The following is a 14507-nucleotide window of genomic DNA, read 5'->3' on the forward strand; positions in this document are numbered from 1 at the left end:
CGAATTCAACCGGCCAACGCGCTCCAGTCGAACGGCTCGGTAAAGCGTGCGGTGTCCTCGGCGACCAACGGCCGCGCCACCAGGAACCCTTGCACGTACTCGCAACCATGGGCTTGCAGCCACTGGTATTGCTCGACGGTTTCCACGCCTTCGGCAATCACCAGCAAGCCGTATTCCTTGCACAGGTCGATGACCGTGCGCACCAGCGAAGCGTCGCGAGACGAGTCCGGCAATCGGGCAATGAGGTGCCGATCGAGTTTGAGAGTGTCCAGCTCCAGATCACGCAGATGCGCCAGCGAGCAGGACCCGGAACCGAAATCATCCAGCGCCACCCGCACCCCGAGATTGCGTAGCAGCTTCAGCTGTTTGCGGGTCTCGTCCGGATTGATCGTCAGCGCCTCCTCGGTCACTTCCACTTCCATCTGGTGTGGCTGCAAACCATGGCGCTCCAGCACCTGGCGCAATTCAGTGACCAGATTTGGCAGGCCGAACTGGGTGTTGCTCAGGCTCACGCCGATGACCAGATCTTTGGAAAACTCGGACTCCCAGGCCTTACGCTGCCCGGCGCTGCGGTGATAAATCCAGCTGCCGAGCCGGCTGATCAACGTCGCCTCTTCCAGTAACGGCAGGAACAACCCCGGCGGCACGTCGCCGACGCTCGGGTGCTGCCAGCGCAGCAATGCCTCGAAACCGCGAATCCGGCCGTCACCAATCGCCACCTGCGGCTGATACACCAGATTGAAATCGCGGTTCTCGATGGCGTTGCGCACGCTCTCTTCCAGCATCAGCCGAGAGCGCGCACGGCCGTTCATTTCGTGATCGTAAAAGCGATATTGCTGACGCCCGGCACGCTTGGCTTCGTACATGGCAATGTCCGAGGCGCGCATCAACCCGTCGAGGTTGTTGCCGCAATCCGGGTAGGTGGCGATGCCGATACTCGCACCCAGAGCGATATCGAGGCCTTCGATCTGCTGACAGATCGACACCCGCTCGATGAGCTTCTCGGCGATCTTCGCCGCTTGTTCGGGGAATTCCAGATCCAGCAGCGCGGTGAACTCATCGCCGCCCATCCGCGCCAGAATATCGAATGGCCGCAGGCAGGCTTTCAGTTGTTCGGAGACCCAGCGCAACACCCGGTCCCCTGCATCATGGCCGAGGGAATCGTTGACCCTCTTGAAGCCGTCGAGATCGAGGTACATCAGCACCCAACTGCTGTCCGTGCGCTCGCCGCGCAACAGCAGGTTTTCCACAGTCTGGTAAAAACCCCGGCGATTGAGCAGCCCGGTCAGCGGGTCGGTGACCGCCTGAAATTCCAGCTGTTGATGCAGATGGCGCACCACCGACATGTCCAGCACCGTCACCACCATCGCGTGCTGTTCACTCGGCAGCGGCGCGCAGGACAAGGCCACCGGCACTTGCTGCCCCGGCGCGGTACGCAGCAGCGCGTCGTGCAAGCGCAACGTCTCGCCGCGTTTGTAACTGGCATAAAACTCGGAGTCGGCCCACAGCGGAATGTGCGGTTTCTGCAGGAAATCGAGAAACTCCTGCCCTTCCAGTTCTTTCACCGGCGCATTCAGCAGCCGGGAAATCGCCGGGTTGGCGAAGCGAATCAAACCATCCTCACCCAACACCAGAATGCCTTCGGCGGCGTTATCCAGCACCGACGCATTGAAGGCTCGCGCCGATTCCAGATCCTGACTCAAACGCTGCAAGGCCCGGCGATTGCGCTGGTGCTCCAGCAACGCCTGGACTTTCGGTTTGAGAATCTGCGGATCGAACGGTTTGAACAGGTAATCCACCGCGCCGCTGGCGTAGCCCTTGATCACGGCGTCCTGGGACTGCTCGTTGGCGGTGAGGAAAATGATCGGGGTCAGGCGCGTGCGCTGACTGCCGCGCATCAGCCGCGCGACTTCGAAACCGTCCATGCCCGGCATCTGCACATCCAGCAGCACCAGATCGACGTCGTGTTCGAGCAGCAGGCTAAGGGCTTCGAAACCGGAAGCCGCGGTCATCACCTGCCAGTCCTGGCGCTGCAGCAACGCGCGCATGCTGATCAGATTTTCAGGGTAATCATCAACGATCAAAAGGACTGAGCTGCCTTCACCTGGCTGGGGTTGCGCGCATTCCATGCTGCTTCTCTTGTCGGGACATCTCGTGTCGGGGCATCTCGGATCAGCGTTCCGCGCGGTTTCTCGTGAAAACCGTACAGTCACTGAGCCTTCACTCTAGTCCGGGATCTGTAAAAGCAATAGCTGTCATCCAGCCATCATTTAACCAAACCGATAGGCAGCCGACTAACGGTCACCGCTGAAGCCCCCGAAAACCGGGAAAGATGGCATTTCGACAGGATGTTGACGCCAATCATCCGCCAGACGGCCGTTAACAAAAAATCCCTCTACGCTTATAAAGGCCGCCCCCAAGAACCGCGGGCTAGAGCTTCTGGCACGCGCGTGCAACAGCAACAGAGTGGAAGAACCGACATGATCGACCTCGCAACCTGGAACCTCAGCGTTCCCGTTGGCAGCCCGCCCTACACCGTCGAAACCTCCAAACTGGTGAACGGCTTCAAGGATCAGTACTTCCATTCCGACACCGGCACCCTGTTCTTCTGGTCCCCGGTGACCGGCTCGAAAACCGAAAACGCGATCTACCCGCGCACCGAATTGCGCGAAACCTACAGCAACGGAACATTGCGCAACTGGTATTACCCGGACGCCGACAACCTGCTGCGCGCGACCCTCTCGGTCAACAAGGTGCCCAGCTCCGGCAAGATCGTCATCGGCCAGATCCACGCCTATGAAAGCCAGAAGCCGATGCTCAAGCTTGAGTACCAGTACAAAGACAAAACCGAGACCGGCAACCTGGTGATCAAACTGCGCACCCATCCGGATCAGGACGAAAGCCGCGTCATCACCCTTGCCACCGGGATCAAACTCAATCGCGAGTTCAACTACCTCATTCACCTGAGCCCCGGCGGTGCGCTGGGCGTGAGTGCGGCCGGGTATCAATGGGATTCGCAGATCAGCGCGACATGGCGCAACAAGCCGCTGTATTTCAAGGCAGGCGTGTATGTGCAGGACAACACCGGGTACACCAGTGAGGGGGGGCAGGTGACGTTCAGCAAGCTGGACATCGATCACGATAAATAGCGGTGGCTCGCACGTTTAAGGCCGCTGTTTAAAGGCAGTGCGCGTAACGTCCCGAAGCCTACAACGGCTTGCGTCGCTGCCTACCGGTACGCCAGAATCCGCCGGCTTGTGCGCCTGGAGGGCCATCGGTAACTTGATTTCGGTCACTGATTCACAGTGATCGGGTTTAGTAGCCCGAGGGTTCGCGAGGCGTATTTGCACTCCAGAAAGTGAGATATCTCGGTATCTGCGCTTGATGGTAGCTGTACGCAGGGCGCTTTCGGGCGCGCCGGTTCGCGTCTCCCCGGTCTACTAACCTGCGTTCAGCTGCCACCCCATCGTTTAGTAGCGATCCGGTGTCGGCTCCACTTCCCGGAGACGAAACATGATTCAATCGACACCTCATCCGCCGGTCACAGACCCGGCCTCCCCCTACGATTCCATCGACCCCAAAAAACTCAACGAAGCCGCCGAACGCGCCCTCGACCACTACCTCTGCCCCGGCTCCCGCATCATGGCCACGGTCAACGAACCCGACCGCATGTACTTCGCCAATCCCGCCTACAACACCGAATCCCTGCTGGCCAACGCCAGCGAAACCCTCGGCTCCGCCAGCGAAATGCTCAACAACTTCGCCGCCACCCTCGCCCCCGCCGACCGCAAAACCGCGATAGGCATTGCGCAACTGGTGATGCTTGGAGAACTGGCGGTGAATCAGGCACTGGATCACGTCGAGCCGAAATAATCCGTTCTATCTAAAAAACCCGCTTCACGGCGGGTTTCTCGAAGTGAAATGTTGTGTTTGCACAACATGAATCTTCAAATGTTGCGGTAGCGGAACATGGACTACGTCCTATTGATCAGCCGTCTAGGTACTCAACTACGTTGGATAATTCTTACCCCACGCAAAAATCACCTCCCGTAAAAATCCGTAGACGGACTCCGTTGCAGCTTACTCATCGTGTTCAACCAGTTCCGCCAAGGATTTGATATCTATCCGGTTATCCACGATATCAAGCGTCATTCCCAGCGCTGTCAAAACCCTGAACACGGTGTATAGGGCCACATTCCCTCCCGCTTCAAGGTCAATAATGGTCTTACGGCTGCACGCCGCTCTCTGCGCCAACAGCGCCTGGGTATAACCCTTCGCACGCCTGTACTGACGGATTCGTTCACCAAACAGCGGCGGGTTGTACAAGATCATCAATGTCACCTATATCGGACTTCAGTAAGCCGTTCCGGCTTTTTGTCCGTTATAGGTGACATCTCACGCAACGTATATATGAGCTAGACATAAAAAACCCAGGCAAAAAGAAACCCGCCTCACGGCGGGTTTCTTTCAAATCAGCTAAACCCCCAGTCTCAATTGACCTTGGCGTTCAACTCACCCTTCAGATAACGCTGATACATGCTTTCCAGCGAGATCGGCTTGATCTTCGAAGCGTTGCCGGCAGTACCGAAAGCCTCGTAACGAGCGATACATACATCGCGCATCGCCTTCACGGTTTCGCCGAAGAATTTACGTGGGTCGAATTCGCTCGGGTTGGTGGCCATCAGGCGACGCATGGCGCCGGTGGATGCCAGACGCAGGTCGGTGTCGATGTTGACCTTGCGCACGCCGTGCTTGATGCCTTCGACGATTTCTTCAACCGGTACGCCGTAGGTTTCTTTGATGTCGCCGCCGTACTGGTTGATGATCGCCAGCCACTCTTGTGGAACCGACGAGGAACCGTGCATCACCAGGTGGGTGTTCGGGATGCGTTTGTGGATTTCCTTGATGCGGTCGATCGCCAGCACGTCACCGGTAGGTGGCTTGGTGAACTTGTAGGCGCCGTGACTGGTGCCGATGGCGATGGCCAGGGCATCAACCTGAGTCTTCTTGACGAAGTCAGCGGCTTCTTCCGGGTCGGTCAGCATCTGGCTGTGGTCCAGAACGCCTTCGGCGCCGATGCCGTCTTCTTCACCGGCCATGCCGGTTTCCAGCGAACCCAGGCAGCCCAGCTCGCCTTCTACCGAAACGCCGCAGGCGTGAGCCATGGCGACGGTTTGTTGGGTTACGCGGACGTTGTATTCGTAGTCGGTCGGGGTCTTGCCGTCTTCGCCGAGGGAGCCGTCCATCATGACCGAGCTGAAGCCCAGCTGGATGGAACGCTGGCAGACGTCAGGGCTGGTGCCGTGGTCCTGGTGCATGCACACCGGGATGTGCGGGAATTCTTCGATTGCCGCCAGGATCAGGTGACGCAGGAACGGGGCGCCGGCGTATTTGCGGGCACCGGCCGAAGCCTGAACGATCACCGGGGAGTCAGTCTTGTCAGCGGCTTCCATGATGGCGCGCATCTGCTCAAGGTTGTTGACGTTGAAGGCTGGAACGCCGTAGCCGAACTCGGCTGCGTGGTCCAGCATCTGGCGCATGCTGATAAGTGCCATTGTGTGTGTCTCTCCCGGTTTGGGTCGTTAATCGTGCCAGCCTGCCGGAGCGGCGGCGGCTATTCAAGTGATTGCAGATCGGGGGTTGAGGCCCGGCCTGGTGATTCGATAAAGCAAATTCTGTTTTATTCGGCTTTGCAGCCCCGACCGATCAAATCATTGGTGGCGACCCAGTAGACCAGGCCTTCCTCACCTTTGATGTGAAACGCCAGCATGTCATCGCTGTACAGCGCGCCCGAGGCGCCCGGCTCTTCTTTCAGGCGATAGACCTGATCACCGCCGCCCAGACGCACATCGACTTCCTTGCGGGCGGCATCAGTGAAGCGCCACAGCACCTTGGCCTGGCTGTCGCAGGTCCAGGTGGTCCAGTTATCCACAGGGGCGGACGACTGGAACGGGTTCCACTGCGCGCAACCACCCAACAATCCCAGTGCCGCAACGGCGATCAAGCCTTTCATCCGTGTTCCTCGACCGGCAGCGCACGCCGCCGGACTTGAGTAAAGAGTCAGACCGGTCAAGGACAACCATGTTCCTTGGCCGGGGTTTGCGTCTCGTATTTGTCCAGACCGTCCGGGCCCGAGCGCTTGTTCAGCACCGGGTTGGTTTCGGCCTGCCAGTCGGCCTGGTAGCAGCCTTTCTGTGCGTCGCCGGGTGCCGGCTCCGGCGCAGCCTTCGGGTTACTCCCGCAGGCCGCCAATGTACCGGTCAGCAACAACAGCGCTAACGACTTGACCATCTGAACACTCCTTTGCCTGGCCAATCGGGCGGCCTCAGGCCTTGGCCCGGCTTTCCAGGACTTCAACGGCCGGCAGCACCTTGCCTTCGACGAATTCGAGGAACGCGCCACCGCCGGTGGAAATGTAGGAGATCTTTTCTGCCACGCCATATTTATCGATGGCCGCCAGGGTGTCGCCACCGCCGGCAATCGAGAACGCCGCGCTGTCCGCGATGGCCTGGGCCAGCACTTTGGTGCCGTTGCCAAACTGGTCGAATTCGAACACGCCGACCGGGCCGTTCCACAGGATGGTTTTCGACGACTTCAGCAGTTCGGCGAAGTTGGCCGCGGTTTGCGGGCCGATGTCGAGGATCATGTCGTCAGCAGCAACGTCAGCGATCAGTTTCACGGTCGCTTCGGCGCTTTCAGCGAATTCCTTGGCAACTACCACGTCGACCGGCAGCGGCACGCTGACCTTGGCGGCGATGGCGCGAGCGGTGTCCAGCAGGTCCGGCTCGTACAGCGACTTGCCGACCGGGTGACCGGCCGCAGCCAGGAAGGTGTTGGCGATGCCGCCGCCGACGATCAGTTGATCGCAGATCTGGCTCAGGCTGTTCAGCACGTCGAGTTTGGTCGAGACCTTGGAACCGGCAACGATGGCCGCCATCGGCTTGGCCGGGGCGCCCAGGGCTTTGCCCAGTGCGTCCAGCTCAGCAGCCAGCAGCGGGCCGGCAGCGGCGATTTTGGCGAACTTGGCGACGCCGTGGGTCGAACCTTCTGCGCGGTGAGCGGTGCCGAAAGCGTCCATCACGAACACGTCGCACAGGGCGGCGTATTGCTGGGCCAGTTCGTCGGCGTTCTTTTTCTCGCCCTTGTTGAAGCGCACGTTTTCGAACAGCACGATGTCGCCGGCCTTGACGTCAACGCCGCCCAGGTAATCAGCCACCAGCGGCACTTCGCGGCCCAGGGCCTTGCTCAGGTAGTCAGCGACAGGCTTGAGGCTGTTCTCGGCGGAGAACTCACCTTCGGTCGGACGACCCAGGTGCGAGCAGACCATCACGGCCGCGCCTTTTTCCAGGGCCAGCTTGATGGTCGGCAGCGAAGCCAGGATACGCGCATCGCTGGTGACAACACCGTCCTTGACTGGGACGTTGAGGTCTTCGCGGATCAATACGCGCTTACCTTGCAGATCGAGGTCGGACATCTTCAACACGGTCATGGGTCGCACTTCCTACGGTTTTTTTGAAGTCGCTGTTTGCAGATAGTGTTCTGCAACATCCAGCATTCGGTTGGCAAAACCCCATTCGTTGTCGAACCAGGCCAGGATGTTCACCAGCCGTGGGCCGGAAACGCGGGTCTGACTGGCATCGACGATGGCCGAATGTGGGTCATGGTTGAAATCACAACTGGCGTGAGGCAATTCGGTGTAGGCCAACAGACCTTTGAGCGGGCCGCTGGTGGCGGCGTCGCGCAGGATCCGGTTGACCTCGCCGGCGTCGGTGTCGCTCGCGGTCTGCATCGTGATGTCGAGGCAGGACACGTTGACCGTCGGCACGCGTACGGCTTTGGCCTGAATTCGCCCGGCAAGTTCCGGCAGCAGGCGCTCGATACCACGCGCCAGACCGGTGGACACCGGGATCACCGACTGGAACGCCGAACGGGTGCGGCGCAGGTCTTCGTGGTGATAGGCGTCGATCACCGGCTGATCGTTCATCGCCGAGTGAATAGTGGTGATCGATACGTAATCCAGGCCGACCGCCTGATCCAGCAGACGCAACAGCGGCACACCGCAATTGGTGGTGCAGGAGGCGTTGGACACCAGCAGTTCGTCGCCAGTCAGGCAATCCTGATTGACGCCGTAGACGATGGTGGCGTCGACATCCGCCTCGCTGGCCATCGGCTGCGAGAACAGCACACGCGGCGCGCCGGCGTCGAGGAAACGCTGGCCGTCTGCGCGGGTGTGGTAGGCGCCGGAGCATTCGAGCACCAGATCGACGCCCAGCGACGCCCAATCGATGCCTTCGGGGGTGGCACTGCGCAGGACCTTCACGCAGTCGCCATTAATATGCAGACAATCGCCATCGACCTTCACTTCGCCGGGGAACCGGCCGTGAGTGGAGTCGAAGCGTGTCAGGTATTCGATGCTGGCCATGTCGGCCAGATCGTTGATCGCGACAATTTCAAACCCTGCCGCCGAGCCTCGCTCGAACAACGCACGCAAGACGCAACGACCAATCCGGCCGTAGCCGTTGAGTGCAACTTTGTAGGGACGCGGTTGAGGCATGGGGTTCTCGATTACCGTGGTGAATCAGGCAGTGCGATGTTGCCCGAACCACCGCTTTCGCGGGCAAGCCCGCTCCCACAGTGTTCTAGGCTGGTCACACATTTTGTGTACACCAAAGAACCTGTGGGAGCGGGCTTGCCCGCGAAGGCGTCAGTTCAGGCGACACCTTTTCTGGATCAGTCTTCCAGCAGCTCTTCAGCCTGACCCAGGATGTTTTCCAGGGTGAAGCCGAACTCTTCGAAAAGTGCCGAAGCCGGAGCCGATTCGCCGTAGGTGGTCATGCCGATCACGCGACCTTCCAGACCCACGTACTTGAACCAGAAGTCGGCGTGAGCCGCTTCGATCGCGATACGCGCGCCAACCTGCAACGGCAGGACCGATTGCTTGTAGCTGGCGTCCTGAGCGTCGAACGCGCTGGTGCATGGCATGGAAACCACGCGCACCTTGCGGCCCTGCTCGGTCAGTTTGTCGTAGGCCTGAACGGCCAGACCGACTTCCGAACCGGTAGCGATCAGGATCAGCTCAGGCTCGCCTGCGCAGTCTTTCAGCACGTAACCACCACGACGGATGTCGGCGATCTGGCCGGCATCACGGGTTTGGTGCTGCAGGTTCTGACGCGAGAAGATCAGCGCCGACGGGCCGTCCTTGCGCTCCAGAGCGTTTTTCCAGGCCACGGCCGATTCAACGGCATCGGCTGGACGCCAGGTGTCGAGGTTCGGCGTGCTGCGCAGGCTGGTCAGTTGCTCGATCGGCTGGTGCGTCGGGCCGTCTTCGCCCAGACCGATGGAGTCGTGGGTGTAGACGTGGATCACGCGCTGCTTCATCAGAGCGGACATGCGCACTGCGTTGCGGGCGTATTCCATGAACATCAGGAAGGTCGCGCCGTAAGGCACCAGACCGCCGTGCAGGGCAACGCCGTTCATGATCGCGGTCATGCCGAATTCGCGCACGCCGTAGTACATGTAATTGCCGCTGGCGTCTTCGGCGCTGACGCCTTTGCAGCCTTTCCACAGGGTCAGGTTGGAACCGGCCAGGTCAGCCGAACCGCCCAGCACTTCCGGCAGCAGCGGGCCGAACGCGTTCAGGGCGTTCTGACTGGCTTTACGGCTGGCGATGGTTTCGCCTTTGGCCGCGACTTCAGCGATGTAGGCATCGGCCTTCTCGGAGAAGTCGGCCGGCAGCTCGCCACTCAGGCGACGGATCAGTTCATTGGCTTCGGTCGGGAACGCGGCGGAGTAGGCAGCGAAACGCTGATCCCACTCGGCTTCGGCGGCGCGGCCTTTTTCCTTGGCATCCCACTCGGCATAGATGTCGGCCGGGATTTCGAACGGGCCGTGGTTCCAGTTCAGCGCCTGACGGGTCAGGGCGATTTCCGCGTCACCCAGCGGGGCGCCGTGGCAATCTTCCTTGCCTTGCTTGTTCGGCGAACCGAAACCGATGGTGGTCTTGCAGCAGATCAGGGTCGGCAGCGGGCTCTTGCGAGCGGTCTCGATGGCGGTCTTGATCTCTTCCGGGTCGTGACCGTCGACGTTGCGAATCACTTGCCAGTTGTACGATTCGAAACGCTTCGGCGTGTCGTCGGTGAACCAGCCTTCGACTTCGCCATCGATGGAGATGCCGTTGTCATCGTAGAAGGCGATCAGCTTGCCCAGACCCAGAGTGCCGGCAAGGGAAGCGACTTCGTGGGAAATGCCTTCCATCATGCAGCCATCACCCAGGAACACGTAGGTGTGGTGGTCGACGATGTTGTGGCCAGGACGGTTGAACTGCGCGCCCAGTACCTTTTCAGCCAGGGCGAAGCCCACAGCGTTGGCCAGACCCTGACCCAGCGGGCCGGTGGTGGTTTCAACGCCCGGGGTGTAACCGAATTCCGGGTGGCCCGGGGTACGGCTGTGCAGTTGACGGAATTGCTTCAGGTCGTCGATCGACAGGTCGTAGCCGGTCAGGTGCAGCAGCGAGTAGATCAACATCGAGCCGTGGCCGTTGGACAGCACGAAGCGGTCACGGTCGGCGAACGATGGATTGCTCGGGTTGTGCTTGAGGTAGTCGCGCCAAAGCACTTCGGCGATATCTGCCATACCCATAGGGGCACCGGGATGGCCGCTGTTGGCTTTTTGCACGGCATCCATGCTGAGGGCACGAATGGCGTTGGCACGCTCACGACGGCTAGGCATCGCTGATCTCCTGGGTGTGAATAGATTGAAACGGAAAAAAGGAGGGCATTTTCCCTCACCCGAGCGCCTCGGGGCAATGACAGATAGTCATCCGGAGGCGTTTTTCCCATGGATAACATCGGTTTCGGTTGGTGAAACCTTTCCGCTGTTCGTTTGTAGAGTTAACCGGGCGGTGAGAAGTGCAATCGAATGCGCCATCCATCGAGCAATATCAAAACTTTTTGATATAGACCTTGCGATGCTTTCAGGCCGTCACTAGACTGCCAGCCCTATGAACTTACGTGTGCCTTCCATTCGCCATGACGATTGCGACGAGCTGGCGGCCCTGTGCAAGGCCGGCGGCGATCCGCTGCGGCTGAATGTATTGCGCGCCCTGGCCAACGACTCGTTCGGCGTACTGGAACTGGCGCAGATTTTCGATATCGGCCAGTCCGGCATGAGCCATCACCTTAAAGTGCTGGCGCAGGCGGATCTGGTGGCGACTCGCCGTGAAGGCAATGCGGTGTTCTATCGCCGCGCCCTGCCCCACACCGAGTTGCTGGGCGGCAAGTTGCACGCGGCGTTGTTAGAAGAAGTCGACAATCTGGCGCTGCCAGCCGACGTGGAAGCCCGGATCGCACAGGTCCACGGGCAACGCGCGGCCAATAGCCAGGACTTTTTCGCCCGGGTCGCGGAGAAATTCCGCGCCCAGCAGGATTTGATTGCCGGCCTGCCGCAGTACCGTGAAAGCGTGCTGGCCCTGCTCGACAAACTGAATTTCAATGGCGCTGCCACGGCCATTGAAGTCGGCCCCGGCGATGGTGCATTCCTGCCGGAACTGGCGCGTCGCTTCGGCACCGTAACCGCACTGGACAACAGCGCGGCGATGCTCGAACTGGCCCGCCAGGTATGTGAACGTGAACAGCTGGCTAACGTCAGCCTGCAATTGGCCGATGCATTGAATGGCACAAGCCTTCAGGCCGATTGCGTGGTGTTGAACATGGTGTTGCACCATTTCGCCGCGCCGGCCGAAGCGCTCAAGCACATGGCCAGCCTGCTGCAACCGGGCGGTAGCCTGCTCGTGACAGAGTTATGTAGCCACAACCAGAGTTGGGCCAGGGAGGCCTGCGGTGATCTGTGGTTGGGGTTTGAACAGGACGATCTGGCCCGTTGGGCCACCGCTGCGGGACTCGTTCCCGGGGAAAGCCTCTATGTAGGCTTACGTAATGGTTTCCAGATCCAGGTCCGCCATTTTCAGCGACCGGCTGGCGACACTCACCATCGGTAAATTCAGGAAAACATCGAGATGAGCGAATACTCCCTCTTCACCTCCGAGTCCGTGTCTGAAGGACATCCGGACAAAATCGCCGACCAGATTTCCGATGCAGTGCTGGACGCCATCATCGCCCAGGACAAGCACGCACGCGTTGCGGTGGAAACCCTGGTCAAGACTGGCGTGGCCATCGTTGCCGGTGAAGTGACCACCAGCGCCTGGGTCGACCTGGAGCAGATCGTTCGTGACGTGATCTGCGACATCGGCTACACCAGCTCCGACGTCGGCTTCGACGGCGCGACCTGCGGCGTGATGAACATCATCGGCAAGCAGTCCCCTGACATCAACCAGGGTGTCGACCGCGCCAAGCCTGAAGATCAGGGCGCCGGCGACCAGGGCCTGATGTTCGGCTACGCCAGCAACGAAACCGACGTGCTGATGCCCGCACCGATCACCTTCTCGCACCAGCTGGTGCAGCGTCAGGCCGAAGCCCGTAAATCGGGTCTGCTGCCTTGGCTGCGTCCGGACGCCAAGTCGCAAGTGACTTGCCGTTACGAAGGCGGCAAGGTTGTCGGTATCGACGCCGTGGTTCTGTCGACCCAGCACAACCCTGAAGTGTCGTACAACGACCTGCGCGAAGGCGTGATGGAGCTGATCGTCAAGCACGTGCTGCCTGCCGAACTGCTGAGCAAGGACACCCAGTTCCACATCAACCCGACCGGCCAGTTCATCATTGGCGGCCCGGTAGGTGACTGCGGTCTGACCGGTCGCAAGATCATCGTCGACAGCTACGGCGGCATGGCCCGTCACGGCGGTGGCGCGTTCTCCGGTAAAGATCCATCCAAGGTTGACCGTTCGGCTGCCTACGCTGGCCGTTACGTTGCCAAGAACATCGTCGCTGCCGGCCTGGCCGAGCGTTGCGAGATCCAGGTTTCCTACGCGATCGGTGTGGCCCAGCCTACCTCGATCTCGCTGAACACCTTCGGCACCGGCAAGATCAGCGATGACAAGATCATCAAACTGGTCCGCGAAGTGTTCGACCTGCGTCCATACGCGATCACCACCATGCTGGACCTGCTGCACCCGATGTACCAGGAAACCGCAGCCTACGGCCACTTCGGCCGTGCTCCGCAGACCAAGACCGTTGGCGAAGACACCTTCACCACCTTCACCTGGGAAAAAACCGACCGCGCCGACGCTCTGCGTTCCGCTGCCGGCCTGTAATTTTCCTGGCGGTACAAGCAGCCCCGCACGGTTCGCCGTGCGGGGCTTTTTCATTCGTATCTTGTGGGAGATTCTATGTTGCAGGGGAACCCTGCAATCTTAGATTCGGTTGGTATTCGCTCTGATTTTTCATGAGGGCGAATGCCACCCGGCAAAGCTTACGGGCGAGGATGACCAAAGCCTGAGTTCTGGCTAGACCTCTTGCCAGATAGGATTCATAGAACGGTTTCCAAACAGGGGACCGGCAAGCTGCCATAGCTGCATTGTGTGCAAGACGCCGTAATTCCCCGTCACCTTTTTTGCTCAAGTGGCGAGGACTGTGTTTCTTGCCTGAGTCCTTTGCCTTCAAGTCCAATCCCAGAAAGGCGATGAACGCATCGGCGCTGGCGAACTCACCTCGCATGTACGTAGTTGCCAGGCCCGTTGCCGTGAGTTCACCAATCCCTTCAATCGCTTTGCAGCGTCTGATGTTTTCGCTAATGCCGGCCTCTTGGCTGACTTTGCGAAGTAATTCCTGAATGGCCTGATCAAGCTGTTTGAAATGCTCCAACCCATGGGCCAAAAGATCTTCAAGGAGAGGTTCGTTTGACCAGCTCAGCATGATACTGACTCGGGCCTTCATCAGCTGCGCACGCTTGTTAAGCAGACTTTTCAACACCGTGTAGTGCCGTGGTGGTGGGCTCCAGACCCGCAGCCGGTGCTGTTCACTGGTTAGATAACGCGCCAGAAGACGTGCATCACAAGGGTCGGTTTTTGCACGCTGACCGATGCTTTCGCGGTAATGGCTCACCCGGTAAGGGTCCACGACGTAAACCCGATGCCCCATACCATGGGCCAGTTCGGCCGTGTCCAGGTGGTAGAGATTAGTGGCTTCCAGGGCGATCGAGCTTTGTGCGGGCAAGGTCTTCAGCCAACGACCTACAGACGTGCGGTCATTGTTGATGACCTGGGTAATTTCCAGATCTTCGCGATAAACAACGATTTCGGCCTTGGCCACATCGACACCAATCACCGTTGGCGAGGTAAGGATTGTCATGACGAATCCTCGGAGCTAGGGTTTAAGAGCTTGTCGGGGTCTACCGTAGCGCTGGCTTGCCTCTATCGTCGGTTTTACCGATGAATTCCTTATCGGCGCTTTAGGTAGAAAGGGCGGGACGAGAAGTCTCCCACGGTCCGTACTGGCTAGAGTCGGAATCGAGCTTTTAGTCCCGCCCACCCCTTCAAGTCTAAACATACAAGCGAGCTTGCTCGCGAAGAGGCCCGAATCAGCGACACCACATTCAGAATGGAAACAGCTCGCAAA

General features: G+C 59.7%; 13 protein-coding genes. 4 read left to right on the forward strand and 9 right to left on the reverse strand.

Features of this window, described 5'->3' with window-relative positions; genetic code table 11:
• Positions 1–5: 5 nt before the first annotated feature.
• A complete protein-coding gene (locus tag ABTV87_RS27140; RefSeq protein WP_085608895.1) occupies positions 6–2129 on the reverse strand; it encodes a putative bifunctional diguanylate cyclase/phosphodiesterase in 2124 nt (707 codons plus the stop codon).
• Positions 2130–2480: 351 nt separating this feature from the next.
• On the opposite strand from ABTV87_RS27140, the gene ABTV87_RS27145 reads away from it, so the two are divergent.
• Both ABTV87_RS27145 and ABTV87_RS27150 read left to right on the forward strand, forming a co-directional pair.
• Entirely contained in the window at positions 2481–3149 is a 669-nt protein-coding gene (locus ABTV87_RS27145; RefSeq protein WP_007959711.1) for a polysaccharide lyase family 7 protein, read from the forward strand.
• Between the two features lie 364 nt (positions 3150–3513).
• On the forward strand, positions 3514–3873 hold the full coding sequence (locus ABTV87_RS27150) for a DUF6124 family protein (RefSeq protein ID WP_085608894.1): 360 nt from the start codon (positions 3514–3516) through the stop codon (positions 3871–3873).
• Positions 3874–4080: 207 nt separating this feature from the next.
• Here the strand turns inward: ABTV87_RS27150 and ABTV87_RS27155 are convergent, their stop codons facing one another.
• The 7 genes from ABTV87_RS27155 to tkt all read right to left on the reverse strand — a co-directional run bounded on the left by ABTV87_RS27155 (position 4081) and on the right by tkt (position 10728).
• Positions 4081–4332 (reverse strand): helix-turn-helix transcriptional regulator, encoded by a 252-nt coding sequence (locus tag ABTV87_RS27155; RefSeq protein WP_085608893.1) that lies wholly within the window; start codon positions 4330–4332, stop codon positions 4081–4083.
• A 158-nt stretch (positions 4333–4490) separates the two neighbouring features.
• Positions 4491–5555: a class II fructose-bisphosphate aldolase gene (gene fba / locus ABTV87_RS27160; protein ID WP_007959708.1), complete on the reverse strand. Its 1065-nt coding sequence runs from the start codon at positions 5553–5555 to the stop codon at positions 4491–4493.
• Positions 5556–5680: 125 nt separating this feature from the next.
• Positions 5681–6013 (reverse strand): MliC family protein, encoded by a 333-nt coding sequence (locus ABTV87_RS27165; protein ID WP_011336325.1) that lies wholly within the window; start codon positions 6011–6013, stop codon positions 5681–5683.
• Positions 6014–6069: 56 nt separating this feature from the next.
• Complete coding sequence (locus ABTV87_RS27170; protein WP_258712481.1) at positions 6070–6291, reverse strand: hypothetical protein; 222 nt, start codon at positions 6289–6291, stop codon at positions 6070–6072.
• A 34-nt stretch (positions 6292–6325) separates the two neighbouring features.
• Entirely contained in the window at positions 6326–7489 is a 1164-nt protein-coding gene (locus ABTV87_RS27175) for a phosphoglycerate kinase (protein WP_007959705.1), read from the reverse strand.
• Between the two features lie 12 nt (positions 7490–7501).
• On the reverse strand, positions 7502–8554 hold the full coding sequence (gene epd / locus ABTV87_RS27180) for an erythrose-4-phosphate dehydrogenase (protein WP_007959703.1): 1053 nt from the start codon (positions 8552–8554) through the stop codon (positions 7502–7504).
• Positions 8555–8730: 176 nt separating this feature from the next.
• Entirely contained in the window at positions 8731–10728 is a 1998-nt protein-coding gene (gene tkt, locus ABTV87_RS27185; RefSeq protein WP_221535732.1) for a transketolase, read from the reverse strand.
• 271 nt (positions 10729–10999) lie between these two features.
• Here tkt and ABTV87_RS27190 point away from each other — a divergent pair, with 271 nt between their 5' ends.
• Together ABTV87_RS27190 and metK are read left to right on the forward strand one after the other, a co-directional pair.
• Positions 11000–11995, forward strand: a complete 996-nt coding sequence (locus ABTV87_RS27190) for an ArsR/SmtB family transcription factor (RefSeq protein WP_085608890.1) — start codon at positions 11000–11002, stop codon at positions 11993–11995.
• An 18-nt stretch (positions 11996–12013) separates the two neighbouring features.
• Entirely contained in the window at positions 12014–13204 is a 1191-nt protein-coding gene (gene metK / locus ABTV87_RS27195; RefSeq protein WP_007959699.1) for a methionine adenosyltransferase, read from the forward strand.
• A gap of 73 nt (positions 13205–13277) precedes the next feature.
• On the opposite strand, the gene ABTV87_RS27200 is transcribed toward metK, so the two are convergent.
• Positions 13278–14240, reverse strand: a complete 963-nt coding sequence (locus ABTV87_RS27200; protein WP_103387456.1) for an IS110 family transposase — start codon at positions 14238–14240, stop codon at positions 13278–13280.
• Positions 14241–14507: the final 267 nt, after the last annotated feature.

Source organism: Pseudomonas sp. PSE1(2024) (genome assembly GCF_050990555.1).
Classification (GTDB): Bacteria; Pseudomonadota; Gammaproteobacteria; order Pseudomonadales; family Pseudomonadaceae; genus Aquipseudomonas; species Aquipseudomonas aphyarum.

Excerpts from the sequence above, each read along its gene's own strand:
- fba (WP_007959708.1), bottom strand. The coding sequence starts at position 5,555 with ATGGCACTTATCAGCATGCGCCAGATGCTGGACCACGCAGCCGAGTTC.
- ABTV87_RS27140 (WP_085608895.1), bottom strand. The coding sequence starts at position 2,129 with ATGGAATGCGCGCAACCCCAGCCAGGTGAAGGCAGCTCAGTCCTTTTG.
- ABTV87_RS27165 (WP_011336325.1), bottom strand. The coding sequence starts at position 6,013 with ATGAAAGGCTTGATCGCCGTTGCGGCACTGGGATTGTTGGGTGGTTGC.
- ABTV87_RS27155 (WP_085608893.1), bottom strand. The coding sequence starts at position 4,332 with ATGATCTTGTACAACCCGCCGCTGTTTGGTGAACGAATCCGTCAGTAC.
- ABTV87_RS27150 (WP_085608894.1), top strand. The coding sequence starts at position 3,514 with ATGATTCAATCGACACCTCATCCGCCGGTCACAGACCCGGCCTCCCCC.
- metK (WP_007959699.1), top strand. The coding sequence starts at position 12,014 with ATGAGCGAATACTCCCTCTTCACCTCCGAGTCCGTGTCTGAAGGACAT.
- epd (WP_007959703.1), bottom strand. The coding sequence starts at position 8,554 with ATGCCTCAACCGCGTCCCTACAAAGTTGCACTCAACGGCTACGGCCGG.
- ABTV87_RS27175 (WP_007959705.1), bottom strand. The coding sequence starts at position 7,489 with ATGACCGTGTTGAAGATGTCCGACCTCGATCTGCAAGGTAAGCGCGTA.
- ABTV87_RS27190 (WP_085608890.1), top strand. The coding sequence starts at position 11,000 with ATGAACTTACGTGTGCCTTCCATTCGCCATGACGATTGCGACGAGCTG.
- ABTV87_RS27145 (WP_007959711.1), top strand. The coding sequence starts at position 2,481 with ATGATCGACCTCGCAACCTGGAACCTCAGCGTTCCCGTTGGCAGCCCG.
- ABTV87_RS27200 (WP_103387456.1), bottom strand. The coding sequence starts at position 14,240 with ATGACAATCCTTACCTCGCCAACGGTGATTGGTGTCGATGTGGCCAAG.
- ABTV87_RS27170 (WP_258712481.1), bottom strand. The coding sequence starts at position 6,291 with ATGGTCAAGTCGTTAGCGCTGTTGTTGCTGACCGGTACATTGGCGGCC.
- tkt (WP_221535732.1), bottom strand. The coding sequence starts at position 10,728 with ATGCCTAGCCGTCGTGAGCGTGCCAACGCCATTCGTGCCCTCAGCATG.